Genomic DNA, 25,725 nt, shown 5'->3' with positions numbered 1-25,725 from the left:
GCGGTGCGGTCCCGGAGACGGCCGGAAGTCCTCCACCCTGTGAGGCGCGCCACCCGCGCCGGCCGCACCCCGCCGGCCGCGCCCCCACCGGGAGGACCCGCCATGCCGCAGCGCCGCCGCCCCGACACCGCCGCCGTCCACGCAGGCCGCACCGGCCTGCACGACGCGGGCGTCCACGTGCCGTCCATCGACCTCTCCACCACCAACCCGCTGCCCGGCGTCGGCCCCGGCGGCGACGCCTACGAGGTGCTGGCGACCGGCGGCCGCCCCGGCCCGGACCACAGCCACGTCTACCAGCGGCTGTGGAACCCCACCACCGCCCGCTTCGAGGACGCCCTCGCCGAGCTGGAGGAGCTGCCCGAGGCCGTCGCCTTCGCCTCCGGCATGGCCGCCCTCGCCGCCTGCCTCACCGCCGCCCGCGCCGCCGGGCAGGGCCACGTCGTCGCGGTCCGCCCCCTGTACGGCGGCACCGACCACCTCCTCGCCACCGGCCTGCTCGGCACCGGGGTCACCTGGGCCGAGCCGCACACCGTCGCCGCCGCGCTGCGCCCCGACACCGGCCTGGTCGTCCTGGAGACCCCCGCCAACCCCACCCTGGAACTGGTCGACATCGCCGCCGTCGCCGCGCAGTGCGACCGCCCCGGCGGCGGGCGCGTGCCGCTGCTGGTCGACAACACCTTCGCCACGCCCGTGCTGCAGAAGCCGGGCCGCCACGGCGCCGACCTCGTGCTGCACAGCGCCACGAAGTACCTCGGCGGCCACGGGGACGTCCTGGCCGGCGCCGTCGCCTGCGGCCCCGAGTGGGCCGCCCGCCTGCGCTCGGTGCGCGCCGTCACCGGCGGCATCCTGCACCCGCTCTCCGCCTACCTCCTCCACCGCGGCCTGCAGACCCTGCCGCTGCGGGTGCGCCACCAGAGCGCGGGCGCGCAGGTGCTCGCCGAGCGGCTCGCCGCCCTGCCCGGCGTGGTCCGGGTGCACTTCCCCGGACTGCCGGGCACCGACCCGGCGGGCGTGCTGGGCCGCCAGATGGAGCTGCCCGGCTCCGTCCTCGCCTTCGCCGTCGAGGGCGGCGCGGCCGCGGCCGGGCGGGTGGCGGCGGGCTGCCGCCTGGTCACCCACGCGGTCTCGCTCGGCGGCGTCTCCAGCCTCATCCAGGTCCCGGCCGCGCTCACCCACCGGCCGGTCGAGGCCGGGGCGCGGCCCGACCCGGGGCTGCTGCGCCTCTCGGTGGGCCTGGAGGACCCGCAGGACCTGCTGGACGACCTCGCGGCGGCCCTCGGCGCGGCCCTCGTGGCGGACGGCCCCGCCCCGGCGGCCCCGGCGGCGGCGCCCGTGCCGGCTCCGGCGGCGCCCGCCCCCGGGGCCGTCGTGCCCGACCTGGTCAGCTCGTCCGGCTGACCACCACGGCGGTGCCGTAGGCGCAGATCTCGGTCCCCAGGTCGGCCGCCTCGGTCACGTCGAACCGCATGGCCAGGACCGCGTTCGCACCCCGGGCGCGGGCCTGCTCCTCCAGCCTGGCCATGGCCTCGTTGCGGCTCTCCACCAGGGTCTTGGTCAGACCCCGCAGCTCGCCGCCGACCAGCGACTTGAGGCTCGCGCCGAGCTGGCTGCCGAGGTGCCGGGAGCGCACGGTGAGGCCGAACACCTCGCCCAGCACCCGGTACACCCGGCAGCCCGGGATGTCGTCGGTCGTCACCACCAGCACGTCGGCCGACGGGCCCTGCCCGCCGCCGTACTCGTCGATGCTGCCCATACCGCCATCCTCGCCCCGCCCCGGCCGGCGCGCCCCCGGAGCGCTCCCCGGACCGCCCCGGACCCGCCCCCGGACCGCCCCGGACCCGCCCCCGGACCGCGTCCGGGGCGCGTCCGCGGGGCCCCGCGGCCCGCCACGCGCCGCAGCCGGGGCGGGGCTAGGCTGACCGGCAGGCGCACACCGCGAGGAGGACCGGCCATGGCCACCGACGAGGACGCCCGGGCGGTCCGCGAGCTCTACCGGGCGCTGCTGGAGGGCTGGGACGCGCGCGACGCGGACGCGATGGCCGCCCCCTTCGCCGAGGACGGCGAGGTGATCGGCTTCGACGGCAGCCGCCACTGCGGGCGGGCCGGGATCGCCGCCGACATGGCCCACCTCTTCGCCCACCACACCACGCCCTCCTACGTCGCCAAGGTGCGGGACGTGCGGCTGCTCGGCCCGGACACCGCGCTCCTCCACGCCGTCGCCGGGCTCGTCCCGGCGGGCGAGTCCGACCTCAAGCCGGAGCTCAACGCCCTCCAGACGGTCGTCGCCGCCAGGACCGGCGGGCAGTGGCGGATCGTCCTCCTGCAGAACACCCCCGCCCAGTTCCACGGCCGTCCCGAGCTGCGCGACGCGCTCACCGCCGAGCTGCGGGACCTGCTGCTGCCCTCGTACCGGGACGAGTGACGCCCGGCCCCGCACACGGGGCCCGGCCCGCGGCGGAGGACGCACGCGCGGACGTCAGCCGAGGCCGAGGCCGGCGGGCCACGGCACCTGCGGCGGCTTGGAGAGGTAGACCACCCCGCCGGAGCCGCCGCGGACCTTCCCCGCGGCGTCGTACCGCTTCGTCCGGAGCCAGACGTTCTCGAACTGCCGCCTCCGGTACACGCGCCGCACGGCGGCGTCGTCCGGAGCGGCCGGGTCGTGGGCGACGACGTCGCCGTCGGCGGTGAAGCCGACCACGGCCATCAGGTGCCCGGCCGTGCCGTAGCCGGCGCCGTCCAGCTCCGCGGCGAGGAAGGACTGCGAGGTGATCACCGGGATGCCCGCGCGGACCAGCCGCTCGGCGTCGTTCAGCGAGCGCAGCCGGGTGACCAGCGCGTCCAGGCCGTAGGACGCGGCGTAGGCGGCGTTGAAGGGCCAGTTGCCGCACCCGGCGTACCGGGCGTCGTAGGTCGAGCGGGCCGCGTGGCAGACGGACGGGTCGGCGTACGAGGGGTCCACCCAGGCCAGGTCGGCGGGGGAGGGGCGCCGGCCCCAGGACTCGACCACCATCTCGGAGGAGGTCGGGCTGCACCAGGCCTCGCCCCCGTTGTCGTACTGCGGGTACTGCCCCTTGTGGACCTCCTGGGAGTAGCGGGGCACCGCCAGCTCGACCGCGCGGCGCTCCAGCGGCGCGGACGCGGGCACGGTGAACCGGTCGGGGACGTCCGAGGCCAGGGCGCCGATCCGCCGCACCAGGGGCGTGGCGGCGCTGCCGGGCCTGCGGCGCAGGGTGGCCCGCAGCCGGTACGCGGTCAGGCGCAGGCCCGTCGACCGGTCGGTGATCCCCAGGGTGTCGGTGGAGACGCCGCTGCGCCCGTCGGACTGCCCGTCGACCGAGGTGCGGCGGATGTCGCCGTCGCCGGACGCCCAGCGGCCCATCACGTACCAGGGGGTGGTGCCGCCGCTGCCGTAGCGGCCCTGGAGCTCCACCTCGATCCAGGTGCCGGGCGGGGTGTCGGCGTTCCAGGAGGCGACGACCTCGCTCGCGCCGAAGCCGGGGCGGTGCTCGGGGGAGGTCCAGACCGCGTACTCCCAGTCGGCGGTGGTGCCGGTGTGCGGGTCGGTGTAGGGGGCGGTGCCGGCCGGGCGGTCCAGGACGATCCCGGGGAACCCCTCGCGGCGGACGTGCTCCACCCGCACACCCGCCGAGGTGCCCGCCTGCCAGTCGGCGCGCTTCGTCCAGGCGTGGTAGTCCACCGCGGCGTCCTCCGGGGTCCGCGGACGTGCGCCGGACCGCCCGGCCGGGGCGGGCCGGGCGGCGGCGGACGCGGGGCGGGCACCGCCGGCGGCGACGGCTGCGGCGAGCGCGCCGGCCAGGGCGGCGCGGCGGGTGAGCGGGGGCTGCTCCACAGGCGCTCCACGGATGGGCGGTTTCATGACGGACCTTCACTCTCCCCGTCGACCGGTGCACTTGTCAGCCACTGCGGCCGCGTGTCCGCCCCCACCGAACACCGGACATCGGACGGCGCACGCGGCGCCGGGCGCCGTACCGGACGGCCGGGCGGCACGCCGCCGCCCGGCCCGTCCCCCCGCCGCGCGGTGGGCGCCCCGGCGTGCCCGCCGGCCGGGCCGGACCGGACCGGGCCGGACCGGGCCGGACCGCCTCGCGTCGGGCCGTCTCGCGTCGGGCCGGACCGCGTCGGGCCGGGCGGCCGGAGGACGGGCCGCGGCCCCGGGTCCGCTGTCAGCGAACGGAGGCTGGCCCGGCCCGGGCGCCCGGCGGTACGGTCCTCCGGCCATGCGCATGCCATGCCGACCCCGGGGGACCGCCGTGCCCGCTCGCCGCCGCACCGCCCGCGCCGCCGTGCGCCGCCGTCCGGCCCCCGGCGCGGCGCGCGGCCCGTGCGGCGGGACGGTCCCCCGCCCCGGTCGCGCGGCGTGGTGAGCCGGCTCGGCGGGACCGGGGGAGGAGCCTGCGGCCGCACGATGAGGCGCGCCCCGCCGCCGACGCGCCCGTTCCCGCCGGCCCGGCGGCCCCGACCCGCGCCCCCGGCCCGGGGCGCCGTTCCGCCCCGGCCGACCGGGACGCGGGAGAGGATGCGGACCGCGCCTCCCCGCGCCGCACCTCCGCCCCGCCGCCCCGCGCCCCCCGCGTCCCCGGCACCCCCACAGCTGTCGAATCGTCAGGAGAGCACATGCCCTTCGCCCGACCGGCCCGCCGCCACCGGCGCGCCCTGACCGCCGCGGCCGCCGCGGCGGCCCTGCTGCCCGCCGTCGGCGTCCTGCCGCAGGCCCACGCGGCGCAGGCCCCGGACGGCGGGTCCCCCGCCGCCCCGGCCGCCGCCGACCGGCAGGGCGCCTACCGCGCCGCCGCCGAGCGCTACGGCGTCCCGGAGGAGGTGCTCCTGGCCGTCTCCTACCTGGAGTCCCGCTGGGACACCCACGCGGGCCTGCCCAGCACCGACGCCGGCTACGGCCCCATGCACCTCACCGACGCCCCCGCCGCCCTCGCCTCCCTCCCGCGCCAGGCCGGCGACGGCGCGGGCGACCCGCGCGGCGACGACGCCCGCCCGTTCACGGCCGCCGCCCCGGTCCCCGCCGTGCCGGCCGTCGTCCCGGCCCGGCTGCGGACCGCGGAGCGGGCCGCCGCGCTCACCGGCCTCCCCGCGCAGACCCTGCGCACCGACCCGGCCGCCAACATCGCCGGTGGCGCCGCCCTCCTCGCCGACCTCCAGCGCGGGCTGCACCGCGACCCGAGCGCCGACCCGGCCGACTGGTACGGCGCCGTCGCCGGCTACGCGGGCGACGACGACCCGGCGGCCGCCGGCCGGTTCGCCGACGACGTCTACGACGTGCTGCGCAGCGGTGCCGCCCGCACCACCGACGACGGGCAGCCGGTCGCCCTGGCCGCCACGCGGGTCCGGGCCGTCGGCACGCCCGCGCACAGCGACCCGCGGACCGAGTGCCCGCACGACCTCGGCTGCGCCTGGCTGCCCGCCCCCTACCAGCAGCTCTCCGCCAGCCCCACCGACTACGGCAACCACGACGTCGCCGACCGCCCGGCCACCGAGCACGTCGACTACATCGTCGTCCACGACACCGAGGCGAGCTGGGACACCACCCTCAAGCTCGTGCAGGACCCGTCCTACCTCGGCTGGCACTACAGCGTCCGCTCCGCCGACGGCCAGGTCGACCAGCACATCGCCACCAAGGACATCGGCTGGCACGCGGGCAACTGGGACGTCAACGCCCGGTCCGTCGGCATCGAGCACGAGGGCTTCCTCGCCGCGGGCGGCACCTGGTACACGGAGGCCATGTACCGCAGCTCGGCGCGGCTGGTCCGGTACCTCGCCCACCGCTACGACATCCCGCTCGACCGGCAGCACGTCCTCGGCCACGACAACGTCCCCGGGCCCACCGCCGCCACCACGGCGGGCATGCACCTCGACCCCGGCCCGTACTGGGACTGGGCCCACTACTTCGCGCTGCTCGGCCGGCCGCTGCACCCGACCGCCGGCCCGCGCTCCGGCCTCGTCGAGATCCTGCCCGACTACGCCGCCAACCGCCCCGCCTACACCGGCTGCACCGCCCCCGGCGAGCCGTGCCCGCCGCAGGGGTCCTCCGCCGTCACCCTGCACACCGCGCCCGCCGACGACGCCCCGCTCGTCACCGACATCGGCCGCAGCGCGAACCCCGCCACCGACGACGTGTACGACATGGGCGCCCGCGCCTCCACCGGCCAGCGGTACGCCGTCGCCGGGCGGCAGGGGGACTGGACCGCCGTCTGGTACCTCGGGCAGCGGGCCTGGTTCCACGACCCGGCGGACCGTCCCGCGGAGGTCCCCGTCCGGGGCGACGTGGTGACGCCCCGCGCGGGCCTCGCCGACATCCCCGTCTACGGCCGCGCCTACCCGGAGGCCGGGGCGTACCCGGCGGGCGTCCCGGTCCAGCCGGTCAGCCCCCTGAAGTACCGGCTGCCCGCGGGCCAGTCGTACGCGGTCGGGGGCTCCTTCCCCGGCCAGTACACCTGGTCCACCACCTTCGACCCCTCCACGCACCGGGTGGTGACCGGGACGACCCGGTACTACCAGATCCAGTTCGGCCACCGGATCGCCTTCGTCAAGGCCGACGACGTCGACCTGGTCCGCCTCCGGGACGCCGGGTAGCGGACGCGGCCGCCCCGGTCCGCCCGTGCCGAGCACGGGCGGACCGGGGCGGCCGCGCGGACCGGCCGCGCGGGCCCGCCGCGCGGGCCCCGCCCGCCGGCCCGCCCCCCGGGCCCGCCCCCCCGGCCCGCCCCCCGGCCCCCGGCCGGGGAGGCCCGGCCCCGGCCCCCCCCGCGCCCCCCGGGCCCCCCCCGGCCCGCCCGGGGGCGGCCGCGCGGACCGGCCGCGCGGACCGGCCGCGCGGACCGGCCGCGCGGACCGGCCGCGCGGACCGGCCGCGCGGACCGGCCGCGCGGACCGGGCGGGCGCCACCCCCGTGGACGCCCGCCCGGCCGGTCACGGGAGGGGGAGGGGCAGGGGCGACCGGGGGAACGGGCCCGGCCGGTACTCCTCGAAGGCCGGCGCGACGTCCCGCACCCCGTCCTGGTAGTAGCTGGTCATCGCGTCGTACCCGGGGCCGAACCCGGCCGCCGCCACGTTCAGCGAGGCCGCGTCGGACGGACCCCAGCGGCCCGTCGCCACGCGGTCCAGCAGGACCCGCAGCGCCGTCAGCTCCTCCGCCCCCGTGAAGAAGCAGTGGTTCCCCCGGGCCGTGTACAGCTGCCGCAGCAGCCCCGACCGGCCCTGCACCGCCGCCAGGTCCCCGTACCGGCGCTCGTTCTCCACCGGCGCCGTGACGTCGCCCGTGCTGTGCAGGGTCACCGTCGGCACCGCCACCCGGCCCGTCACCGACGCCTGCGCCGCCAGCCGGAGCACGGCCCCCGGGTCGGGGGAGACGCGGGGCGCCGCGGCGAGGGTGCCCAGGTCGGCGTCCATGTCCAGGCCGGCCCGCCGGTAGGCCTCGTCCACGGCGGCGCGCCGCCCCGACCGGTCCAGCTGCGCCGCGTAGTCCACGCCCGTGTTCCAGGACGGGTTCCCGCCGACCAGCCGCTCCAGCTCCGCCCGGCCGGGGCCCCAGAGGAACGAGCCGTTCTGGTAGAGGGTGGCGAGGACCTGGCCCAGCACCTCCTCGTCCGGGTCGGCGGGGGCGGGCGCCAGCGAGTCCGCCCAGCCGGGCACGTCCGCCAGGGCCGCGGCGAGCGCGATCCTGGCCCGCCCCTGCGGCCCGGACCGGTAGGCGCTGCGCAGCAGGCCCAGCGCCCGGTCCAGGTTCGCCGCCGGGTCGGCGATGCGGGCCGTCCGCACGTCCGCGTCCGGCCACAGCAGCGCCCCCAGGGCGAAGGCCATGTCCAGCTGGGCGTTGGCGCCGGCCACCGCGCCCGCCACCTCGCCGCACATCGGCAGCGCGCCCGCGAACCGCCGCGGGTGACGCTCCGCGAGCACCGCCGTCAGCTGCCCGCCCAGCGAACGCCCCCACGCCACCGTGGAGCGGGGCGCCCCCACGTGCTCCCGGAACCAGTCCAGCAGGGCCAGCTGACCGTCCGCCGCCTCCCGGGTCGCGAACGGCGCGTACGGGTACGAGGACCCGGCCAGGGCGTACCCGTGGTCCAGCAGCCAGGTCCGCACCTCCGGGTGCGCCGGGTCGGCGTCCTCCGGCGGGGGCGCCCCGCCGCCCTGCTCGTAGGCGTGGCTCCACAGCAGCAGCGTGCCGTTCCAGTGCTCCGGCACGTCGGCGAGGAACGGCACGCCCCCCGCCGTGCCGGTGAGGGTGCGCACCCCCTCCGCCGCCCCTGCCGTCCCGCCGTCCGCCGCCCGCGCCGCCGGGGCGCCCGTGCCGAGTGCCGCCGCGGCCAGCGCGGCGGCCGCCACCACTCCTGGTATCCGTCTCTTCCGCATGACCGCAGGCTCGCCGCCCGGGACCGGCCGCCGCCAGCCTTTCGGCCTCCGCCGAAGGGCGGGAGGGGCGTCCGGGTCCCGAAAAGCCCGTCCCGGACGGCGACGCGCCCCCGCCGCTCCTGCCACGATGGCGGCATGCTGCGCATCCGCCTGGCCCCGGAGGACGTCGCCCGCCTGCGCCTCGCCCCCGCCGGGGTGGCCTCGCCCATCGAGGCCATGTACAGCGTCATCGCGCTGCGGGACGGCGCCGGGGGCCCGCGGGACCCGGGCGCCCGCGCGGACCTGCGCCGCTGGCGCGCCCGGATGCGGCCGCGCACCGGGCCCGAGACCGCGCCGCTGCTGGACCTCCTGGGGCCGGGCACCGCGGACCTGCCGGCCTTCCTGCTGCGGCGCACCGGAGACATGGACGCCTACCTGGACGCGGTGGCGTCCGCGCCCGCCGCCGCCGTGGCCGACCAGGTCCGCGCCCTCTACGCGGGCCGCCGCCCCAGCCCCTACGTCCGCGACCTCGCCGGGGGCGACCGTGCGGCCCGCACCGCGCTCACCGCCGCCGTCGGCGCCTACTACCGCGGCTTCGCCGCCGACTGGCCCGCCCTGCGCGAGACCGCGGCCGCCGACCTCGCGGAGCGCTCCGCCCTGCTGGCCCGGGAGGGCGTGGGCGCCGTCCTGGACTCGCTGCACCCGGCGGTCCGCTGGCGCCCGCCCGTCCTGGAGATCCACCGCCCCGGACCGGACCGCGACCTCGACCCGGGGGGCCGGCCGGTCGTCCTGGTGCCCGCGCTCTTCCTGCGCGGCCGCCCCCGGGTGCTGGCCGAGCCGGACGGCCCCGTCTTCGTCACCTACCCCGCCCGCGGCGCCCTGCGGCCGGAGCCCGGCGGCCCCCCGGGCCCCGCCCCGCAGCCCGACCCGCTGGCCGACGCCCTGGGCCGGACCCGCGCCGAGGCGCTGCGCGCCCTGCGGCACGGCCGCACCACCACCGAGCTCGCCGCCGTGCTCGCGGTCAGCCCGGCCTCGGCGTCCGAGCACGCCGCGGTCCTGCGCCGGGCCGGCCTGGCCGCCACCCGGCGCGAGGGCCGCTCGGTGCGGCACACGGCCACGCCGCTGGGCCTCGCCCTGCTGGGCGCGGACCCGTCCGCGGCCCTCCCGGGGCCGCGGCCCGCGTCCGGGCCTGCGTCCGGAGCCGCGTCCGGGGTGCGGCCGTGACGGGCTGCGTCCGCACCGACGCCGCGTCAGATGACCAGCAGGAAGCGGGTGGTGCCGGTCTGCGCCGCGATCCGGTGCGGCACCCCGCCGTCGTAGTGCAGCGACTCGCCCGCGTGCAGCAGGCGGCTCTGCGACCCCACCTCCACCCGCACCGCGCCCGCCAGCACGTGGCAGAACTCCGCGCCCGCATGGCGCACCGCCCGCTCGTGGTGGCGGGGCGTGCCGTCGCACAGCACCACCTCGAAGCGGTGGGCGCCCGGCGCGGTCAGCGGGTAGGTGCGGCCGGTGCCCGCGGGCCAGTTGGCCTTCGGGCGGGCCGGCCGGAGCGTGGTGACCGGGGGAGCGGCGTCGGCGGCGCCGTCCCCCGCGGCGGACGGCGCCGGACCGCCGAACAGGGCCGCCGGGGTGGCGCCCAGCGCCAGCGACAGCCGGGTCAGGGTGCCCAGCGTGGGGTTGGTGCGCCCGGACTCGACCTGGCTGAGGAAGCTCTTCGACAGCCCGGTGCGCCTGCCGACCGCCTCCAGGGTCAGCCCCAGCGAGCGGCGCCGGGCCCGGACGGCCGTGCCCACCTGCTCGGCGACGCGCCTCTCGGCCTCCTGCGCCGTCCGGTCCTGCGCCGTCCGGTCCTGCGCCGTCCGGTCCTGCGCCGTCCGGTCCTGCGCCGCCCCGTCCTGCGCCGTCCGGTCCTGAACCGCCGCCCCGCCCCGGGCCCGGCCGTCCTGCCCGTCCTGACCGTCCTGTGCGGCCCCTCCGGCCTGCGGCCCCCCGGCCGCCCGCGGCGGGACGGTCCCCCCGCCCGCCGGCCCCCGCACCGCCCGTGCCCCCGCCGTGCCGGTCGAACCCACAACGCCTCCCGCGGCCGCATCCGACGTCCTGTTCGCCGCCAGCAAACTACAGTGCGTCCACGGAGGGCATCCCTTGACGGGCAATTTCTCCGTGAGAAAACATCGGGCCCTGCAACGGCACCGGTACGGCGGCGCCGCCACCGCACGCCGCCCCGCACACCGGGCGGCGCGGGGAGCAGACCGACGGGCGCGGGAGGCCACGTGCAGGCACACACGCCGCCGGTGCGGCGCGGACGCCCGCCGGCCCCCGGCGGGGCCGCCCGGCAGCCGCGGCGCGGACGCGTCCCGGCCCCCGGCGCGGACCTCCCCGCCGCCCCCGTCCCCCGCCGGAGGAACCGGTGAACGGTCTCGCCTCGCAGTGGTCCGACCCCCGCCAGCTGATCCAGGACGCCGCCGACGCCCTCGGCGACGAGGGCCGCAGCCTCGCCCGGCTCCTCCTCGACGACTACCCCGCCTCCGCGCTGCGCCCCGCCGCGGAGCTGCTCCGCGCCTCCGGCCTGCCGTACCGGGCGCTCGCCGACCTGGCGGCCGCCGCCGGCTTCGACGGCCTCGCCGAACTCCAGTGGCGGGTGCGCGAGGAGCAGGACCGGGAGCTGCGCACCCCCCGGCAGCGCTACACCGCCCGGATCGGCGCCGGCGGTGCGGGCCCCCTGGTGGAGCGGGCCGCCGGGCACGAGGCCGAGAACGTCCGCCGCACCCTGCGGGAGCTGGCGGCCGGCGACGACCTGGAGCGGGCCGCGTCCGCCATCGCCGCCGCCCGCGCCCGCTACCTGGTGGGCGAGCGCAAGTCGCACGCCTTCGCCCTGCTGCTGGCCGCCGACCTGTCGGCGGTCCTGCCGGACGTCCACGTCCTCGGCGACCGCGGCGGACGGGACGTGGACGCGCTGCTCGACGCCGGTCCCGCCGACGTCGCCGTCGCCTTCGGGATGCGCCGCTACAGCACCGGCACGCTGGACCTGGTGCGGGCGCTGCGCGGGCGGGGCGTCCCGGTGGTCGGCGTCACGGACGCGCCCGACAGCCCGCTGGCCGGGCTCAGCGACCACGTCCTGGTCGCGGCCACCGCCTCCACCTCCTTCACCGACTCGCCGACCGCGGTCGCCGCCACCGTGCACGCCCTGTCGCTGGTGGTCGCCGCGCGGACCAGGGGCGCCCGGCGCCGGCTCGCACGCCGCGAGGAGGCCGCCCGCGCCCTGTCCGTCTACCGGGAGCCGTGACGCCGTGCCCGTGCCCGCGTCCGCACCGGTGGCCGCGCCCGGCCCCGGCCGCCCGCGCCGCCGCCCCGGGCCCGCCCCCGTCCCCCCTTCCCGCGCCCGCCGTCCACCGGACGGGCGCACCCCCTGACCCCCGGCGGGCGCCGCGCCCGCCGGTCGGAGAACCTGCAGGCAGAGCTGAGGAGAGCAGCGGATGCGCATTCTGGTCTCGGCGGACATGGAGGGCGCCACCGGCGTCACCTGTCCGGAGGACGTCGCCCCGGGGAGCGAGCAGTGGCAGCGCTTCCGCCGGATGCTGACCTCCGACACCAACGCCGCCGTCGAGGGCTTCCTCGCCGCCGGCGCCGACGAGGTGCTGGTCAACGAGGCGCACTGCACCATGCGCAACATCCTGCTGGAGGAGCTGGACCCGCGCGCCGCCATGCTGACGGGACGCCACAAGCCGCTGGGCATGATGGAGGGCGTGCTGGAGGCCGACGCGGTGGCCTTCGTCGGCTACCACACCGGTGCCGGCGAGACCGGGGTGCTGGCCCACACCTACATGGCCACCGGCCTGCTCCAGCTGCGCATCAACGGCGAGCCCGCCTCCGAGGGCCGGCTCAACGCCCTGCTGGCCGCCGAGGCGGGCGTCCCGGTGGTGCTGGTCACCGGGGACGACCTCACCTGCAAGGAGGCGGCGGGCTGGGCCCCGCACGCCCGCACCGTCGCGGTGAAGACCTGCGTCAGCCGCTACGCCGCGGTCTGCCTGCCGCCGGTGCGCACCGCCGGGCTGATCCGGGAGGCGGCCGCCGCGTCCCTGGAGGCGGTGGGGCGCCCGCAGAGCGTGCCGCGCGGCCCCTGGCGCTTCGAGCTGGAGTTCGACGCGACCCAGCTGGCGGACGCCTGCACGGCGGTGCCCACGGTCACCGCGACCGGGCCGCGCACCGTGGCCTTCACCAGCGACCGGATGGACGACGGCATGCGGTGCTTCCGTGCCCTCACCCACGTGGCGTCGGCGGCGCGGGAGCCCGACTTTGACTGAGTCCGCGGGCCGCGGGCCCGGGCGGACCCGCCCCGCGGGCGGCGGCCTCACCGCCCGGCTGCGGGCCGCCGCCCGCGCCCGGGAGGGCGGCATGCGGCGGCGGCTCGCCGAACTCGTCGCCCTGGAGTCGCCCTCCGGCGACGCCGCCCGCCTGGACCGGCTCGCCGCCGAGCTGGCCCGCGGCCTGGAGGCGTCCGGCGCCAAGGTCGAGCAGGTGCCCGGCGTGCACGGCGACCACCTGGTCGCCCGCCTGGACGGCCGGGCGGAGGCGGGCCACCTGCTGCTGCTGGCCCACCACGACACCGTCTGGCCGGCCGGCAGCCTCGCGGCCATGCCGTACCGCGAGCACCCCGACGGCACCGCCACCGGCGCCGGCGTCCTCGACATGAAGGGCGGCCTGGTGGTGCTGGAGACGGCCCTGGCGCTCCTCGCCGAACTGGCCGTGCCCTGCGCGGTGCCGGTGGTGGCCCTGGTCGTCTCCGACGAGGAGGTGGGCAGCCCCGACGGCGGCCGGCTGGTCGCCGGGCACCTGGACGGGGCCCGCGCCGCCCTCGGCCTGGAGCCCCCGCACCCCGACGGCGCCCTGAAGACCGCCCGGCGCGGCTCCGCCCGGGTCCGGCTGGAGGTCGCCGGGCGCGAGTCCCACGCGGGCATCGCCCCGGACGCGGGCGTCTCCGCCGTCGACGAGCTCACCGACCAGCTGCTGCTCCTGCGGCGGCGGATCGGCGAGCGCCCCGGCAACGCCTTCAACGTGGGCCGGATCTCCGGCGGCACCCGCGCCAACGTCGTCGCCGGGCACGCCGAGGCCGAGCTGGGGCTGCGGTTCACCGAGCCCGACGCCGAACGGGAGGCGCTGCGCCTGCTGGCGGCGCTGCCCCCGTACCGGTCCGGCGCCCGCATCCGGACGGAGGTCCTCTCCCGGCGGCCCGCCTGGCGGGCCTCCCCGGACACGGCGCTGCTGGACCACGTCCGGCGGACCGGCGCCGCCCAGGGCCTGCGGATCGCCGGGCGCCCCGCGGGAGGCTCCGGGGACGCCAACACGCCGGGCGCGGCCGGGGTCCCCACCCTCGACGGCCTCGGGCCGCCCGGCGGGGGCGCCCACGCCCGCACCGAGCACCTCCGCCTCGACGGGCTCGCCCCCCGCGCCGCGCTGCTGGCCGCGCTGCTCGCCGCCCCGCCGCCGTGACGCCCCTCCCCGGCGGTGCGGCGGCGGGGCGGGCCCGCTGATCCGCCGTCCCGCTGACCCGTCGGGCCGTCAACCCGTCGCCCCGCTGATCCGCCGTCCCGTCACCCCGCCGTCCGTCACCCGGCGGGGTGACGGACGGCCGGACGGACACGGCCGGGGGAGGGACGCGGGGCCCCGGAGCGCTTCCGCGGTGTTCGGTGAGGGAAAACATCGCCGACGAAGCGTTGCCCCGCCCCCGCGCCGGTGGTGTCCTGTGGCACCGGACCGGTTCGACGGTACGCGAACAAGCCGGACCCCGTGGAGGATGCATGACCAGGCTCGTCCGCCCCGCCCGCTGGGGCGCCGCCGCGCTCGCCGCGCTCCTCGCCTCGACCGCCTGCGGCGGCACGGGCGGCGGGGGCAGGGGGGACTCCGCTGCGCCGGACGGCTCCTACAGCGTCGCCCTCACCGAGCCCGACCACCTCACCCCGGGCAACACCACCAGCAGCTACTCCATCGACGTGCTCAACGGCGTCTTCGACACCCTCGTCACCCTCGACCCCGCCGACGGCCACCCCGTGATGCAGGCCGCGCAGTCCGTCACCTCCACCGACCAGCGCACCTGGACGGTGCGGCTGCGGCCCGGGCAGACCTTCCAGAACGGCGAGAAGGTCACCGCGCGGAGCTTCGTCGACGCCTGGAACGCCGCCGCCTACGGGCCCAACGGCTGGGCGAACAACTACTACTTCGCGAACGTCGAGGGCTACAAGGAGCTCAACCCGGAGGACGGGGGGCCCGCCCCGAGGACGAAGGCCCTCTCCGGCCTGAGGGCGGTCGACGACCTCACCTTCACGGTGCGGCTCACCGCGCCCTTCAGCCCGTTCCCGATGACGCTCGCCTACACCGGCTTCGCGCCGCTGCCCCGGGCCGCCTTCACCGACCCGAGGAAGTTCGACGTCCACCCGATCGGCAACGGCCCCTTCGCCATGGACGGCGACTGGCAGCACAACCAGCGGATCACGCTGAAGAAGTACGCCGGCTACAGGGGGCCCCGCCCGGCGAAGGGGGCCGGCGTGGTGTTCCGGATCTACGCGAGCAAGGACACCGCCTGGACCGACTTCCAGGCCGGCCGGGTCGACCTCGTGCTCAACGTGCCGCCCGCCCACCTCCCGCAGGCCCGGCGCCTCCTCGGCGACCGCCTCCGGGGCACCCCCAGCGGCACCATGGACTACCTCGGCTTCCCCGTCTACGACAAGCGGTTCGCCGACCCGCGGCTGCGGAAGGCCTTCTCCATGGCGATCGACCGCAGGGCCGTCGTCGACGCGGTCTTCAACGGCGCCTACCAGCCGATGGCCTCGCTCCTCGCCCCCAACGTCCCCGGCTACCGCAAGGACGCCTGCGGCGAGGCCTGCACCTACGACCCCGCGAAGGCGAAGCAGCTGCTCGCGCAGGCCGGGGGCTTCCACGGTCCGCTGGAGCTCTGGTTCTCCAACGCCGACTCCTCCTACGAGCAGTGGATGACCGCCGTCGCCAACCAGCTCCGGCAGAACCTCGGCATCGACCGGGTCGCCTTCCGCAAGGTGCCCGCCTCCGACTACCTCTCCGCCCTCTCCGGCAGGAAGGAGACCGGCCCTTACCGCAACAACTGGGTCATGGACTACCCGAGCGCCCAGGACTACCTCGAGTACATGTGGGGCGACGGCAACCGCATGGGCTGGCACAACCAGCGGTTCCTCGACCTGCTGAAGCGGGCGAACTCCGCCCCCGGCCTCGACGCCGCCACCCCGCTCTACCAGCAGGCCGAGGACATCGCCCTGGCCGAGCTGCCGATGGCGCCGCTGTGGAACTGGACCGACTACTCCGCCTGGTCCGAGCGGCTCCGGGGCGTCCGCCCCGACCCCTACGCCTCCCTCCGCCTCGACCAGATCACCGTCAAGTAGATGGGCCGGTACACCGCGCGCCGGCTGCTCCAGGCGGTCCCCGTCTTCCTGGGCACCACCTTCCTCATCTACGCCCTGGTCTTCGCCCTGCCCGGCGACCCCGTCCGGGCGCTGGCCGGCGACAAGCCCGTCTCCCCGTCGGCGCTCGCCGCCCTCCACGCCCGCTACCACCTCGACGACCCGCTCGTGGTCCAGTACGGGAAGTACCTGGCCGGGCTGGTCCGCGGCGACCTCGGGGAGACCTTCACCGGGCAGCGCGTCTCCGACCTGCTCGCCGACCGCTGGACGGTGACCGCGCAGCTCGCGGTCACCGCGTGGGTCTTCGAGCTGGTCCTCGGCGTCACCCTCGGCGTCATCGCCGGGCTGCGGCGCGGGAAGGCCGTCGACACCGCGGTCCTCGCCGGCACCACGCTGGTGATCGCGGTGCCGGTCTTCGTGGTCGGGTACACCGCGCAGCTGCTGGTCGGCCTGGAGTGGGGGCTGCTGCCCACCGCGGGCACCGAGGAGGGCTGGCCCACCGCCTACCTGCTGCCCGGCATGGTGCTGGGCTCCTTCGGCCTCGCGTACGTCGCCCGGCTCACCCGCACCACCCTGGTGGAGAACCTCCGCTCGGACTACGTCCGCACCGCGGCCGCCAAGGGCCTGGGCCGCACCCGGACCGTGGTGGTGCACACCCTGCGCAACTCGCTGATCCCGGTGGTCACCTACCTCGGCGTCGACTTCGGCGCGCTGATGGCGGGCGCGGTGGTGACCGAGGGCATCTTCAACCTGCCCGGCGTCGGCCAGCAGGTGTTCCAGTCCATCCAGCTGAAGGAGGGGCCGGTGGTGGTCGGCGCCACCACCGCGCTCGTGCTGGTCTTCCTGCTCGTGAACCTCGCCGTCGACCTGCTCTACGGAGTCTTGGACCCGAGGATCCGCCATGACTGAGCCCACCACCCTCGACCCGCCCGCCGCCCCGCTCCCGGAGGCGGCGGCGGACGGGGGCGTGCCGCCGGTGCGGCGGCGCGGCGGCGACGCCTGGTACGAGCTGCGCCGCAGGCCGCTGTTCTGGTGCTCGGCGGCGGTCCTGCTGCTGGCCGGGGTGATGGCCGCGGTGCCCTCGCTCTTCGCCCGCCTCGGCCCGAACGAGCAGTGCGACCTGCTGCGCGCCAAGCAGGGGCCGGCCGGCGGCCACCCCTTCGGCTGGGACGTGCAGGGCTGCGACTACTGGTCCCAGGTGGTCCACGGCGCGCGGCCCAGCCTGCTGGTGGGCACCGCCGTGACCCTCTTCGCGCTCGCGGTCTCGGTGGTGCTCGGCTCCCTCGCCGGGTACTTCGGCGGCGCCGTCGACGCCGTGCTCTCCCGGGTCACCGACATCTTCTTCGGGCTGCCGTTCGTGCTCGGCGCCACCGTGGTCCTCACCGCCTTCCCCGGCCACGGGATCTGGGCGGTCACCCTGGTGCTGGTGGCGCTCGGCTGGACCACCATGACCAGGATCATGCGCTCCCAGGTCATCGCGGTCCGGGAGTCCGACCACGTGCTCGCGGCGCGGGCGCTGGGCGCCGGGCACCTGCGGGTGATGACCCGCCACATCCTGCCCAACGCCTTCGCCCCGGTCTTCGTGGTCGCCATGCTCAACGTCGGCAACGTCATCGCCGGCGAGGCCACCCTGGACTACCTGGGCGTCGGCCTGCAGTACCCCACGGTCTCCTGGGGGCTGCAGCTGAACATGGCGCAGGACTTCTACGCCGACCACCCGCACCTGCTGGTCTTCCCGGCGCTCTTCCTGTCGGTGACGGTGCTGAGCTTCCTGCTGCTGGGCGACGCGGTGCGCGACGCCCTGGACCCGCGGCTGAGGTGACCACCGGGGTGAATGGTTGATGTGGTGAAACATTCACCCTATGCTCGGTCGCACCCTCCCACCCAAGGAGCAGAGTGTGACCGAGCCGACCACCGCCCCCGGCGGCCCCCGCACGGCCGGGCCCCGCCCGGACCGCCCCCGCCCCGCCGGGCTGCGCCTCGCCCGGTCCCTGCGGGACGTCCTGGAGCCGTACCACGTCGTCGCCATCCTCGCCCCGCAGGCGCACGCCCCCTTCCACGCCCACGGCATCACCCACCCCTGGGCCGTGTACTTCGCCGGGCGCACCGCCCCGATGGGCGCCGCGCCCGCCTCCGTGGTGGACGCCGTCTTCTACCACTTCCACCCCGCCCTGACCGGCCGCTCCATCCCCGGCGTGTGGGAGAAGGCCGCACCCGAGAAGGTCCTCGCCGCCCGGCTCGCCGGCGCCGACGCGGCCCTGCGCGCCCTGCTCCCCGACGCCGTCGGCTCGCCCGAGGTGGCCGAGGCCGCCGACCTCGCCGCCGAGGCGGCCGCCGCCTGCACGCCCGCCGGACGCCCCCTCGGCGCCGCCAACGCCGCCCTCCCGCTCCCCGACGAGCCCCACCTCAGGCTCTGGCAGGCCGCCACCACGCTGCGCGAGTGGCGCGGCGACGGGCACAACGCGGCCCTGCTCCGCTCCGGACTGGACGCGGTCGAGGCCCTGGTCGCCATCACGGCGGAGGGCGGGGAGGTCCGCGGCTCCATCCAGCCCCGGCGCGGCTGGTCCGACGCCGACTGGGAGGCCGCCGAGGGCCGCCTCGCCGCCCGCGGGCTGCTCGACGCCGACGGCGCGCTCACGGACGCCGGCCGCGCCCTGCGGCGCGAGGTCGAGGACCTCACCGACCACCTCGCCCTCGCCCCCTGGCAGGCCCTGGGCACCGAGCGGAGCGTCCGGCTGCGGGAACTGGTCCGGCCGCTCTCCGACCGCCTCGCGGACGCCATGAAGCTGCCCCGGCCCGAGCCCGAGCCCGAGCCCGAGCCCGAGTCCGGGCCCGAGCCCGGGCCCGAGTCCGCGGCCTGACCGGTCCGCCCGACAGGTCCGCCCGCCCCGGTCGTCCCCGCCCGGCCCTCCCCGCCCGAACGCCCCGTCCGGCCTTCGGGCGGGGGCGGCCGGGCGGGGGCGTCCCGGGGGCGGAAGGGGCCGGGCCTCACGCCTCGCGGCCCAGCACCATCCACTTGTGCGGGTCCGGCAGCGGCCGGAACCCCACCTGCGCGTACACCCCGTGGGCGTCCCCCGTGGCCAGCAGCACCCGCCGCAGCCCGTACGGCGCCAGGTGGTCCCGCACCGCCGCGGCCAGCGCCACGCCCAGGCCCCGGCCCCGGTGCGCCCGGTCCACGTACACGTCGCACAGCCACGCGAAGGTCGCCAGGTCGGTCACCACCCGGGCGTAGCCGCACTGCGCGCCGGAGGCGTCGAAGACGCCGAAGTTCACCGACGCCGCCACCGACCGCTCCACCGTCTCCCGGCTGCGCCCCAGCGCCCAGTAGGCGTCCGTGGACAGCCAGCGGTGGACCGCGTCCACGTCGATCCTGGCCGGGTCGGTGTCGATCGCGTAGCCCTCGGGCACGGTGCCGGTCATGGCCGGTCAGCCTACCGGCGGGGGCGGCTGGCATGCTGGGAGCCGTGACCGACCCGTTCGACGCCCCCGATCCCGCGGCCTCCCGCGACGCCGCCCCCCAGTACGTGCTGCCGCTCGTCGTCCGCGTGGAGCGGGCCGCCCCGCCCGGACGCACCGACGCGATGGAGACCGCCGCCCGCGCCGTGCTCACCCTCCTCGCCGACCCCCGCTCCGCCGACGGCGGGGAGTGGGCGCAGGCGGTCGCGGCGTGGGAGGACGCCCGCATCCGCAAGGTGGTGCGGCGGGCCCGCGGCGCGGAGTGGCGGCGGGCGGAGGCGCTGCCCGGCATCACGGTGCACGGGAGCGGCGCGCCCGGGGCCGCGGGGTCCGGGACCGCCGGGGGCACGGCTGCCGGGGAGGCCGCCGCCGGGGAGGCGGACGCCGCGCCCCGGCCCGCCGCCGAGGTGCGGGTGTACCCGCCGGTGCCGCTGGACGGCTGGCCCAAGGACCTCGCCCGGCTCCAGGTCTCCGGCACCGACCTGGACGACCCCGCCGAGCCGCCCGCGCCGGAGCCGGGCACGCCGGTCCTGTGGGTCAACCCGGACCTGGGCATGAGCGCGGGCAAGGCCATGGCGCAGGCCGGGCACGCCGCCCAGCTCGCCTGGTGGGAGCTGGACGCCGCCGAGCGCGCCGCCTGGGCGGAGCGCGGCTTCGCCCTGGCCGTGCGGACCGCCCCGGCGGCGGCCTGGGCGGAGCTGGCCGGCAGCGGCCTGCCGGTCGTCCGCGACGCGGGCTTCACCGAGATCGCCCCCGGCTCCTGCACGGTCGTGGCCGACCTGCCCGCCCTGCGGTCCGCCCGCCGCTAGGGCCCGGGCGCCGGTCCGGCGGCCCGGCGGTCCGGGCCGGAAAACCGGTTGCGGGCCGCTCCCGGCGGCCGGTACACCTGGGGCGCCGCGTCCCCTCCCGCCCGGGACGGGAGCGGCCCCGACCCGAGAGGAGGACGAGCCGATGACCCGCACGACCACCGCGCCCGCCCCCTTCCGGGGCGTCGGCCTCGGCTGAGCCCCGGACCGGCCGGGCGCACCCCCGCAACGGAGAGCGCCTTGACCGCAGCAGCACCGCACGACCTGACGATCCGTCCGATCTCCGGGCCCGGTGAACTGGACCTGTTCAACCGCCTGCCCCACCGCTTCAACGAGGAGTTCGCCGGCGACCTGGAGGACGGCCGCCGCCGGTCCGGCTGGATGTGGCTCGCCCTCGACGGCGGCCGCCCGGTGGCCCGCGCCGCCTGGTGGGGCCGCCGCCGCGGCGACGACCCCTTCGTCCTGGACGTCCTCGACCTCGACGACGCCCTCGACAGCCCCGCGCGGGTCGACATCGGCGAGCGGCTGCTGCGCACCGCCGCGGCCGCCGTCCTCCCCGCCGGCACCCGCCCGCCCCCGTACAGCCGCCTCGCGCCGCCGGACTGGCGCGACCGCCCGGAGGTCCGGCGCGGCGTGGAGGACCGCACGGCGGCCGCCGCCCGCACCGGCGCCCGGATGATGGTGGAGCGGCTGCGCCTGGAGTGGCGTCCCGGCACGCCCGTGCCCCCGCCCACCGGGCGGCTCTCCTTCCGGCCCGCCGCCGGACGGGAGGAGCTGGTCGGCCTGATGACCCGGGTGCTGGAGGGCACCCTCGACGCCTACAGCCGCGACGACCTGGCCCGGATGACGCCGGAGCAGGCCGCCGCCGGGCACTACGACGGGGAGTTCGCGGGCTTCCGCAGCCCCCGGGAGTGGTGGCGCGTCGCCGAGCTGCCCGGCGGGGAGCCGGTCGGCTTCGTCGTCGCGGCCCGCAACGCCTACAACCCGGTCATCGCCTACCTCGGCGTGCTGCCCGAGCACCGCGGCCGCGGCTGGATCGACGAGGTCCTGGCCGAGGGCACCCGCGTCCTGGCCGCGGAGGGCGTCCCGCGCATCCGCGCGGCGACCGACACCACCAACACGCCGATGGCCGCCGCCTTCCGCCGGGCCGGGTACACCGCCTCCGAGCACACCCTGGAGATGGTCTGGCCCTGACGCCCGTCCCGCGGGTGCGGCGGTCCGGGAGCACGGCGGCACGGACCGTGTCCGGCAGGCAGCCGGTGCCGGACCGCCGCCCGAACCGCGCAGCGGGCACCGCCCCCGCCGCTCCCGCCGCTCCCCGCGGGGCGGGGGCGGTCGGGTCAGTCCTCCGCCGGGTCCGGCCGGTCCTCCCGCAGCGGGAACGCCGTCACCGTGGCCCCCACCCGGACCGTGCCGGGGGCGTGCGGGGGCTGCGCCGCGTCGTGCAGCTCGTCCAGCAGCGCGGCCAGGCGGCCGCGGACGTCCTCCCAGACCTCGGGCGCCACCCACAGCTCGGCGTCGGTGGTGACGCCGGGGCGCCCCGGGAGGCGCCGCGCGGCCCGCTCCCGCAGGTTGTGCGCCAGCGCCTCGGCCAGCAGCGGGGCGCCCTCCTGACGGTCGGAGAGCGGCGAGCCGTGCACGGCCCGGTACCGGCGCTCCCGGCCGCCGCGCCGCACCCGCACCTCGGCCAGCTCCACCTGGCCCGCCGCGTGCAGGGTGCGCAGGTGCTGGCTGGCGAGGGCGTGGGAGAGGCCCAGTTCGCGGGCGAGTTCGGCGGCGGACATCGGCACGGTCCACAGCAGCGACATCATGCGCAGCCGCACCGGGTGGGCCAGGGCCCGCAGGACGGGATCGGTCGCACTCACAGGGGCAAGTAAAGCTCACGCCGGACCGGCGGCGGAGTGCCCGGCCCCCGCCCCGGCCGCCGCCCCCGTCCCGGCAGGCGTTCCCGCCGACCCGTCCGTCCCGGCCGCCCGCACCGCACCGGCCCCCTCCCCGGGGCCGGCCGCCGCGGGCTCCCCGGCGGCGGGCACCCCGGCCTCCGCCGGCTCACCGGCGGGCATCCGCCGGCTCACCGGCGGGCATCCGCCGTACCGAGGGGAGGGCGAGCACGGCCGCGGTGGAGACCGTCTGCCAGGCGGCCCCGGCGGCGAGCACGGTGCCGATCCCGGCCCGCTCCGCCAGCGGCCCGGCGGCCGCGAGCCCCAGGGGGCCGAGCGCGAACGCCCCGACGTACACGTAGGACATGACCCGCGACAGGGCCTCGGCCGGGACCTGCTGCTGCACCGTCGTCGTCCCCAGCGTGCCGCCCACCGCGTTGGCCGCACCCGCCGCCAGCGCGCCCGCGGCCAGGACCGGGAAGGGCGCGTGCAGCGCCAGGCAGGCGGAGGGCGCCCCCCAGCCGAACGCGGCCGCGGTGGACACCGCCAGCGGCCGGGAGGGACTGCGGCCCAGCATCGCCAGGCCCCCGGCGGCCGAGCCCGCCCCGTACAGGGCCATGACCGCCTCCCACGCGCCGGCTCCGCCGTGGTCCGCCCGGGCGGCCGCCGGGCCCAGGACCAGGAAGTGCGCCCAGACGGCCAGGTTGAACAGGGCGCCCTGGAGGGTGAGCGCCCACAGCCAGGTGCGGGAGCGGAAGAGCTCCCAGCCGTCCCGCAGGTCCCGCAGCACCCCGGTGCCGGCCTGCCGCGCGGCGCCGGGGATCCGCAGCAGGAGCAGGGAGGCGACGCTCGCCAGGTAGCTGGCGGCGTCCACCGCGAGCACCGCCGCCGGACCCGCGGCGGCGACCAGCAGCCCGGCGACCGCGGGGCCGCCGACCGTGGCGGCCGACCGGGCCAGCCCCAGCAGGGAGTTGGCGTCCTGCAGGGATCCGGCCGGGGCCAGCTCGGGGACCAGCCCCTCCAGCGAGGGGCTGAACAGCGCCTCGCCGATGCCGGAGGCCGCGCTCAGGGCCAGCAGCAGCCCCATCGGCGGGAACCCGCCGCCCAGGAACAGCGCGGCGATCCCGGCCTGGGCCCCCGCCCGGAGCAGGTCGGCGGCGAGCATCACCCGGCGGCGGGGCAGCCGGTCGCCGAGCAGGCCGCCGCCGAGCAGGCCCGCCACCAGGGGCAGGATCCGGGCCGTCATCACCGCGCCGAGGCCGGTGAGCGAGCCGCCGCCGTCCAGCACCGCGAAGGCCAGGGCCACCGACGCCATGGAGGTCCCGAACAGCGAGGTCGCGAAGCCCGCGTAGAAGACGCGGAAGTCCCGGTGGGCGAGCACGGCCCACCGCCCTCGCCCCGCCCGGCGTCCGCGCTTCCCCGGCCCGTCCATGCGCTCCCCTTCCGGCCGGAGGTCCCTCGGCCCCGTCGGCTCCGGCGGCCCCCGTCCCGCGCCGATGGTGCCCCGCCCTCGACCCCCAAGTCAATGCTTGGTGGTCGAGGGCGGGACCGGGGCCGGACCGGGGCGCGCGGGTGTGCGCGGGCGGTCCCGGGGCGCGCGGTGGGAGCGGGGGCCGCCGGCCGCGCCGGGGATCGGACGGATTGTCGGAGGGTGCCCGTACGCTGCCGGGCAGTGGCCATGCCGCGGTCCCCGGCGGGGAGGGGGAGCGCGGCCGACTCGGGGGAGGCAGCCATGGCGGACGTGCGGACGCGGGCCCGCGCGGGGGCGTGGACGTGGGCGCGGCCCGGTGCGCGGCGGCGGGGAGGGGACGGGCGGGAGCCCGGGCGGGAGGACGCCTCCGGCGGCAGCGAGGAACTGCTGTTCGGCGGGCCCCTGCGGTACGCGGGCGGCTGGTCGCAGCACGAGCTGGCCTGGGTGGGCATGTCCTTCCTGGCCATGGCGCGCCGCCTGCCGCGCAGCGCCTGGCAGGCGTTCCGCCTCGCCTGGGAGGCCGACCGGCGCGCCCTGGCCTCCGTCCTCGCCGCCGAGCTCGGGCAGGGCGCGGCCCGGGCCTTCGGGCTGCTCGCCACCAACGGCGTGCTGGTGCAGCTGTTCGCCGCCGGGCCCACCCCGCAGCGGGTCCGCTCCGCGCTGCCCGCCCTGGCCTGGGTCGCCGCCGCCGGCGCGCTCGCCGCGCTGCTGGCCGCCTGGTCCACCGCCGCCACCGGCACCCTGCAGCCCAAGGTGGAGCGGCTCGCCACCGTCCGCTACCTGCGGCGTGCCGCGCGGGTGGAGCTCGAGGCGGTCGAGGACGCCGAGTTCCACCGGCTGCTGGCCTCCGCCCAGTACGGCGCCGAGGCCGCCCGCCGGATGGTCGGCTACAGCGTGGGCGTGCTCAACGCGGTGCTCGCGCTCGCCGCCGCGGGCGGCGTCCTCCTCGTCCTGCACCCGGTGCTGCTGCCGCTGCTGCTGCTCATCGCGCTGCCCCGCGGCTGGGCGTCGGTGCGCTCGGCGCGCCGCCGCTACGGGTCGTTCCTGGTGTGGCTGGAGCACGCCCGCGCCCGCCGCGTCCTCTCCGAGCTGATCACCGGCCGGGAGGCCGCCCAGGAGGTGCGGGTGCACGGGGCGGGCGCGTTCGTCCTCGACCACTACGAGCGGATGGCGGCGCGGGCCGAGGCCGAGCAGACCCGGCTCGCCCGCGCGGAGGCCGCCACCGAGGTGGCGGCCTCCGCGCTCGCCGGCATCGCGGCCGGCGCCACCTACACCGCGCTCGGCCTGCTGCTGCTCTCCGGCGGCATGCCGCTCGCGGTCGCCGGCACCGCCGTGCTCGCCGTCCGCACCGGCACCGCCGACCTGGGCTCGCTGGTCATGCAGGTCAACTTCCTCTACGAGCAGGCGCTGTTCTTCCAGGACCTGGAGCGCGTCGTCGAGGAGGCCGGGCGCCGGGCCATCCCCGCGGGCGGGGCGGACGTGGCGGCCCGGCCGCAGCTCGTCCGGGTCGAACGGGTGGGCTTCCGGTACCCGGACCGCAGCGAACCGGCGCTCGACAGGGTCAGCATGACCCTGCGGCGCGGCGAGATCGTCGCCCTGGTCGGCGAGAACGGCTCCGGCAAGTCCACCCTCGCCAAGCTCCTCGCGGGCCTCCACCCGCCCACCGAGGGCCGGATCCTCTGGGACGGCGTCGACGCCGCCGACCTCGACCGCGACCAGCTCTTCGACCGCGTCGCCCTGGTCTCCCAGGACTTCCACCGCTGGCCGTTCACCGCCCGGGTCAACGTCACCATCGGCCGGCCCGGCGCCCCCGGCGGCGACGACCGCCTGGAGCACGCGGTCCGCCAGGCCGACGCCGGCCCCCTGCTGAAGGACCTGCCCGCGGGCTGGGACACCCTGCTCGCCCGCGAGTTCGCCGGCGGCGTGCAGCTGTCCGGCGGCCAGTGGCAGCGGCTCGGCCTGGCCCGCGCCCACTACCGGGCCGCGCCGCTGCTCATCTGCGACGAGCCCACCGCCGCCCTCGACCCGCGGGCCGAGATCGACGTCTTCGAGCGCATCCGCCGCCTCGCCGACGAGGGGCAGTCGATCGTCCTGATCACCCACCGGCTGGCCTCCGTCCGCCACGCCGACCGGATCTACGTGCTCTCCCGCGGCCGCCTGGTCGAGGAGGGCACCCACGCCGAACTCCTCGCCGCCGGAGGGCACTTCGCCGAGCTGTACGGCATGCAGGCCGACCAGTACCGGACCGGCGCACCGGGCCCGGGGGACGCGCCCCGACCGGGCGCAGCGGGGGAGGGGAGGAGGTGAGCGCCGCCGACGCTCCGCGG

Annotated in this window: 21 protein-coding genes; 14 read left to right on the top strand and 7 right to left on the bottom strand. The window is 78.5% G+C overall.

Annotated features, from left to right (window positions below; all coding sequences use genetic code 11):
- Positions 1–102: 102 nt before the first annotated feature.
- A complete protein-coding gene (locus ACFY07_RS19670) occupies positions 103–1,398 on the top strand; it encodes a trans-sulfuration enzyme family protein (RefSeq protein ID WP_390870091.1) in 1,296 nt (431 codons plus the stop codon).
- Here the strand turns inward: ACFY07_RS19670 and ACFY07_RS19665 are convergent.
- Positions 1,382–1,753, bottom strand: a complete 372-nt coding sequence (locus ACFY07_RS19665; RefSeq protein ID WP_390870089.1) for a YbjQ family protein — start codon at positions 1,751–1,753, stop codon at positions 1,382–1,384. The genes ACFY07_RS19670 and ACFY07_RS19665 overlap by 17 nt on opposite strands.
- A 198-nt stretch (positions 1,754–1,951) precedes the next feature.
- Here ACFY07_RS19665 and ACFY07_RS19660 point away from each other — a divergent pair, with 198 nt between their 5' ends.
- Complete coding sequence (locus ACFY07_RS19660) at positions 1,952–2,422, top strand: SgcJ/EcaC family oxidoreductase (RefSeq protein WP_230654005.1); 471 nt, start codon at positions 1,952–1,954, stop codon at positions 2,420–2,422.
- 54 nt (positions 2,423–2,476) lie between these two features.
- On the opposite strand, the gene ACFY07_RS19655 is transcribed toward ACFY07_RS19660, so the two are convergent.
- Positions 2,477–3,877 carry a C39 family peptidase gene (locus ACFY07_RS19655; RefSeq protein ID WP_390870088.1) on the bottom strand — a complete coding sequence of 467 codons (1,401 nt, stop codon included), beginning with the start codon at positions 3,875–3,877 and terminating at the stop codon, positions 2,477–2,479.
- Positions 3,878–4,635: 758 nt separating this feature from the next.
- Between ACFY07_RS19655 and ACFY07_RS19650 the strand changes: the two genes are divergently transcribed.
- Positions 4,636–6,606 carry an N-acetylmuramoyl-L-alanine amidase gene (locus tag ACFY07_RS19650; protein ID WP_390870086.1) on the top strand — a complete coding sequence of 657 codons (1,971 nt, stop codon included), beginning with the start codon at positions 4,636–4,638 and terminating at the stop codon, positions 6,604–6,606.
- 336 nt (positions 6,607–6,942) lie between these two features.
- On the opposite strand, the gene ACFY07_RS19645 is transcribed toward ACFY07_RS19650, so the two are convergent.
- Complete coding sequence (locus ACFY07_RS19645) at positions 6,943–8,382, bottom strand: alpha/beta hydrolase family protein (protein ID WP_390870084.1); 1,440 nt, start codon at positions 8,380–8,382, stop codon at positions 6,943–6,945.
- A 135-nt stretch (positions 8,383–8,517) separates the two neighbouring features.
- On the opposite strand from ACFY07_RS19645, the gene ACFY07_RS19640 reads away from it, so the two are divergent.
- Positions 8,518–9,585, top strand: a complete 1,068-nt coding sequence (locus tag ACFY07_RS19640; protein ID WP_390870082.1) for an ArsR family transcriptional regulator — start codon at positions 8,518–8,520, stop codon at positions 9,583–9,585.
- Positions 9,586–9,611: 26 nt separating this feature from the next.
- Here the strand turns inward: ACFY07_RS19640 and ACFY07_RS19635 are convergent, their stop codons facing one another.
- Positions 9,612–10,430 (bottom strand): helix-turn-helix domain-containing protein, encoded by an 819-nt coding sequence (locus ACFY07_RS19635; protein ID WP_390870080.1) that lies wholly within the window; start codon positions 10,428–10,430, stop codon positions 9,612–9,614.
- 338 nt (positions 10,431–10,768) lie between these two features.
- Here ACFY07_RS19635 and ACFY07_RS19630 point away from each other — a divergent pair, with 338 nt between their 5' ends.
- From ACFY07_RS19630 to ACFY07_RS19600, 7 genes are all read left to right on the top strand, one after another.
- The gene (locus ACFY07_RS19630) at positions 10,769–11,644 is read left to right on the top strand and encodes a MurR/RpiR family transcriptional regulator (protein ID WP_390870078.1); all 876 of its coding nucleotides are present in this window, start codon (positions 10,769–10,771) and stop codon (positions 11,642–11,644) included.
- Positions 11,645–11,834: 190 nt separating this feature from the next.
- Positions 11,835–12,662, top strand: coding sequence for a M55 family metallopeptidase (locus ACFY07_RS19625; protein ID WP_390870076.1), 828 nt, complete (start codon positions 11,835–11,837; stop codon positions 12,660–12,662).
- Positions 12,655–13,848, top strand: a complete 1,194-nt coding sequence (locus tag ACFY07_RS19620) for a M20/M25/M40 family metallo-hydrolase (RefSeq protein WP_390870074.1) — start codon at positions 12,655–12,657, stop codon at positions 13,846–13,848. Before ACFY07_RS19625 ends, ACFY07_RS19620 begins: the two co-directional genes overlap by 8 nt.
- A gap of 308 nt (positions 13,849–14,156) precedes the next feature.
- A complete protein-coding gene (locus ACFY07_RS19615; RefSeq protein WP_390870072.1) occupies positions 14,157–15,767 on the top strand; it encodes an ABC transporter substrate-binding protein in 1,611 nt (536 codons plus the stop codon).
- On the top strand, positions 15,768–16,694 hold the full coding sequence (locus tag ACFY07_RS19610; protein WP_390870070.1) for an ABC transporter permease: 927 nt from the start codon (positions 15,768–15,770) through the stop codon (positions 16,692–16,694).
- The gene (locus tag ACFY07_RS19605) at positions 16,687–17,607 is read left to right on the top strand and encodes an ABC transporter permease (RefSeq protein ID WP_390870068.1); all 921 of its coding nucleotides are present in this window, start codon (positions 16,687–16,689) and stop codon (positions 17,605–17,607) included. The genes ACFY07_RS19610 and ACFY07_RS19605 overlap by 8 nt, the downstream gene beginning before the upstream one ends.
- A gap of 76 nt (positions 17,608–17,683) precedes the next feature.
- Positions 17,684–18,646 (top strand): hypothetical protein, encoded by a 963-nt coding sequence (locus ACFY07_RS19600; protein ID WP_390870066.1) that lies wholly within the window; start codon positions 17,684–17,686, stop codon positions 18,644–18,646.
- A 127-nt stretch (positions 18,647–18,773) separates the two neighbouring features.
- Here ACFY07_RS19600 and ACFY07_RS19595 read toward each other — a convergent pair whose 3' ends face one another.
- Positions 18,774–19,205, bottom strand: coding sequence for a GNAT family N-acetyltransferase (locus tag ACFY07_RS19595; protein ID WP_390870064.1), 432 nt, complete (start codon positions 19,203–19,205; stop codon positions 18,774–18,776).
- 32 nt (positions 19,206–19,237) lie between these two features.
- On the opposite strand from ACFY07_RS19595, the gene ACFY07_RS19590 reads away from it, so the two are divergent.
- Both ACFY07_RS19590 and ACFY07_RS19585 read left to right on the top strand, forming a co-directional pair.
- Complete coding sequence (locus ACFY07_RS19590) at positions 19,238–20,050, top strand: peptidyl-tRNA hydrolase (RefSeq protein WP_390870062.1); 813 nt, start codon at positions 19,238–19,240, stop codon at positions 20,048–20,050.
- Between the two features lie 237 nt (positions 20,051–20,287).
- Positions 20,288–21,241, top strand: a complete 954-nt coding sequence (locus ACFY07_RS19585; protein ID WP_390870060.1) for a GNAT family N-acetyltransferase — start codon at positions 20,288–20,290, stop codon at positions 21,239–21,241.
- A 146-nt stretch (positions 21,242–21,387) separates the two neighbouring features.
- Here ACFY07_RS19585 and ACFY07_RS19580 read toward each other — a convergent pair whose 3' ends face one another.
- Complete coding sequence (locus ACFY07_RS19580) at positions 21,388–21,912, bottom strand: ArsR family transcriptional regulator (RefSeq protein ID WP_390870058.1); 525 nt, start codon at positions 21,910–21,912, stop codon at positions 21,388–21,390.
- A gap of 184 nt (positions 21,913–22,096) precedes the next feature.
- Complete coding sequence (locus ACFY07_RS19575; RefSeq protein WP_390870056.1) at positions 22,097–23,308, bottom strand: MFS transporter; 1,212 nt, start codon at positions 23,306–23,308, stop codon at positions 22,097–22,099.
- Between the two features lie 351 nt (positions 23,309–23,659).
- On the opposite strand from ACFY07_RS19575, the gene ACFY07_RS19570 reads away from it, so the two are divergent.
- Positions 23,660–25,705, top strand: a complete 2,046-nt coding sequence (locus ACFY07_RS19570; protein WP_390870054.1) for an ABC transporter ATP-binding protein — start codon at positions 23,660–23,662, stop codon at positions 25,703–25,705.
- Positions 25,706–25,725: the final 20 nt, after the last annotated feature.

Source organism: Streptomyces sp. NPDC001380 (assembly GCF_042895785.1).
Classification (GTDB): Bacteria; Actinomycetota; Actinomycetes; order Streptomycetales; family Streptomycetaceae; genus Peterkaempfera.
The sequence above is the reverse complement of the archived record's forward strand: the minus strand, read 5'-3'. Positions and strand labels throughout refer to the sequence as shown.

Coding starts and splice junctions, on each gene's coding strand:
- ACFY07_RS19670 (WP_390870091.1), top strand. CDS start 103: ATGCCGCAGCGCCGCCGCCCCGACACCGCCGCCGTCCACGCAGGCCGC.
- ACFY07_RS19665 (WP_390870089.1), bottom strand. CDS start 1,753: ATGGGCAGCATCGACGAGTACGGCGGCGGGCAGGGCCCGTCGGCCGAC.
- ACFY07_RS19660 (WP_230654005.1), top strand. CDS start 1,952: ATGGCCACCGACGAGGACGCCCGGGCGGTCCGCGAGCTCTACCGGGCG.
- ACFY07_RS19655 (WP_390870088.1), bottom strand. CDS start 3,877: ATGAAACCGCCCATCCGTGGAGCGCCTGTGGAGCAGCCCCCGCTCACC.
- ACFY07_RS19650 (WP_390870086.1), top strand. CDS start 4,636: ATGCCCTTCGCCCGACCGGCCCGCCGCCACCGGCGCGCCCTGACCGCC.
- ACFY07_RS19645 (WP_390870084.1), bottom strand. CDS start 8,382: ATGCGGAAGAGACGGATACCAGGAGTGGTGGCGGCCGCCGCGCTGGCC.
- ACFY07_RS19640 (WP_390870082.1), top strand. CDS start 8,518: ATGCTGCGCATCCGCCTGGCCCCGGAGGACGTCGCCCGCCTGCGCCTC.
- ACFY07_RS19625 (WP_390870076.1), top strand. CDS start 11,835: ATGCGCATTCTGGTCTCGGCGGACATGGAGGGCGCCACCGGCGTCACC.
- ACFY07_RS19615 (WP_390870072.1), top strand. CDS start 14,157: ATGACCAGGCTCGTCCGCCCCGCCCGCTGGGGCGCCGCCGCGCTCGCC.
- ACFY07_RS19610 (WP_390870070.1), top strand. CDS start 15,768: ATGGGCCGGTACACCGCGCGCCGGCTGCTCCAGGCGGTCCCCGTCTTC.
- ACFY07_RS19605 (WP_390870068.1), top strand. CDS start 16,687: ATGACTGAGCCCACCACCCTCGACCCGCCCGCCGCCCCGCTCCCGGAG.
- ACFY07_RS19595 (WP_390870064.1), bottom strand. CDS start 19,205: ATGACCGGCACCGTGCCCGAGGGCTACGCGATCGACACCGACCCGGCC.
- ACFY07_RS19590 (WP_390870062.1), top strand. CDS start 19,238: ATGCTGGGAGCCGTGACCGACCCGTTCGACGCCCCCGATCCCGCGGCC.
- ACFY07_RS19570 (WP_390870054.1), top strand. CDS start 23,660: ATGGCGGACGTGCGGACGCGGGCCCGCGCGGGGGCGTGGACGTGGGCG.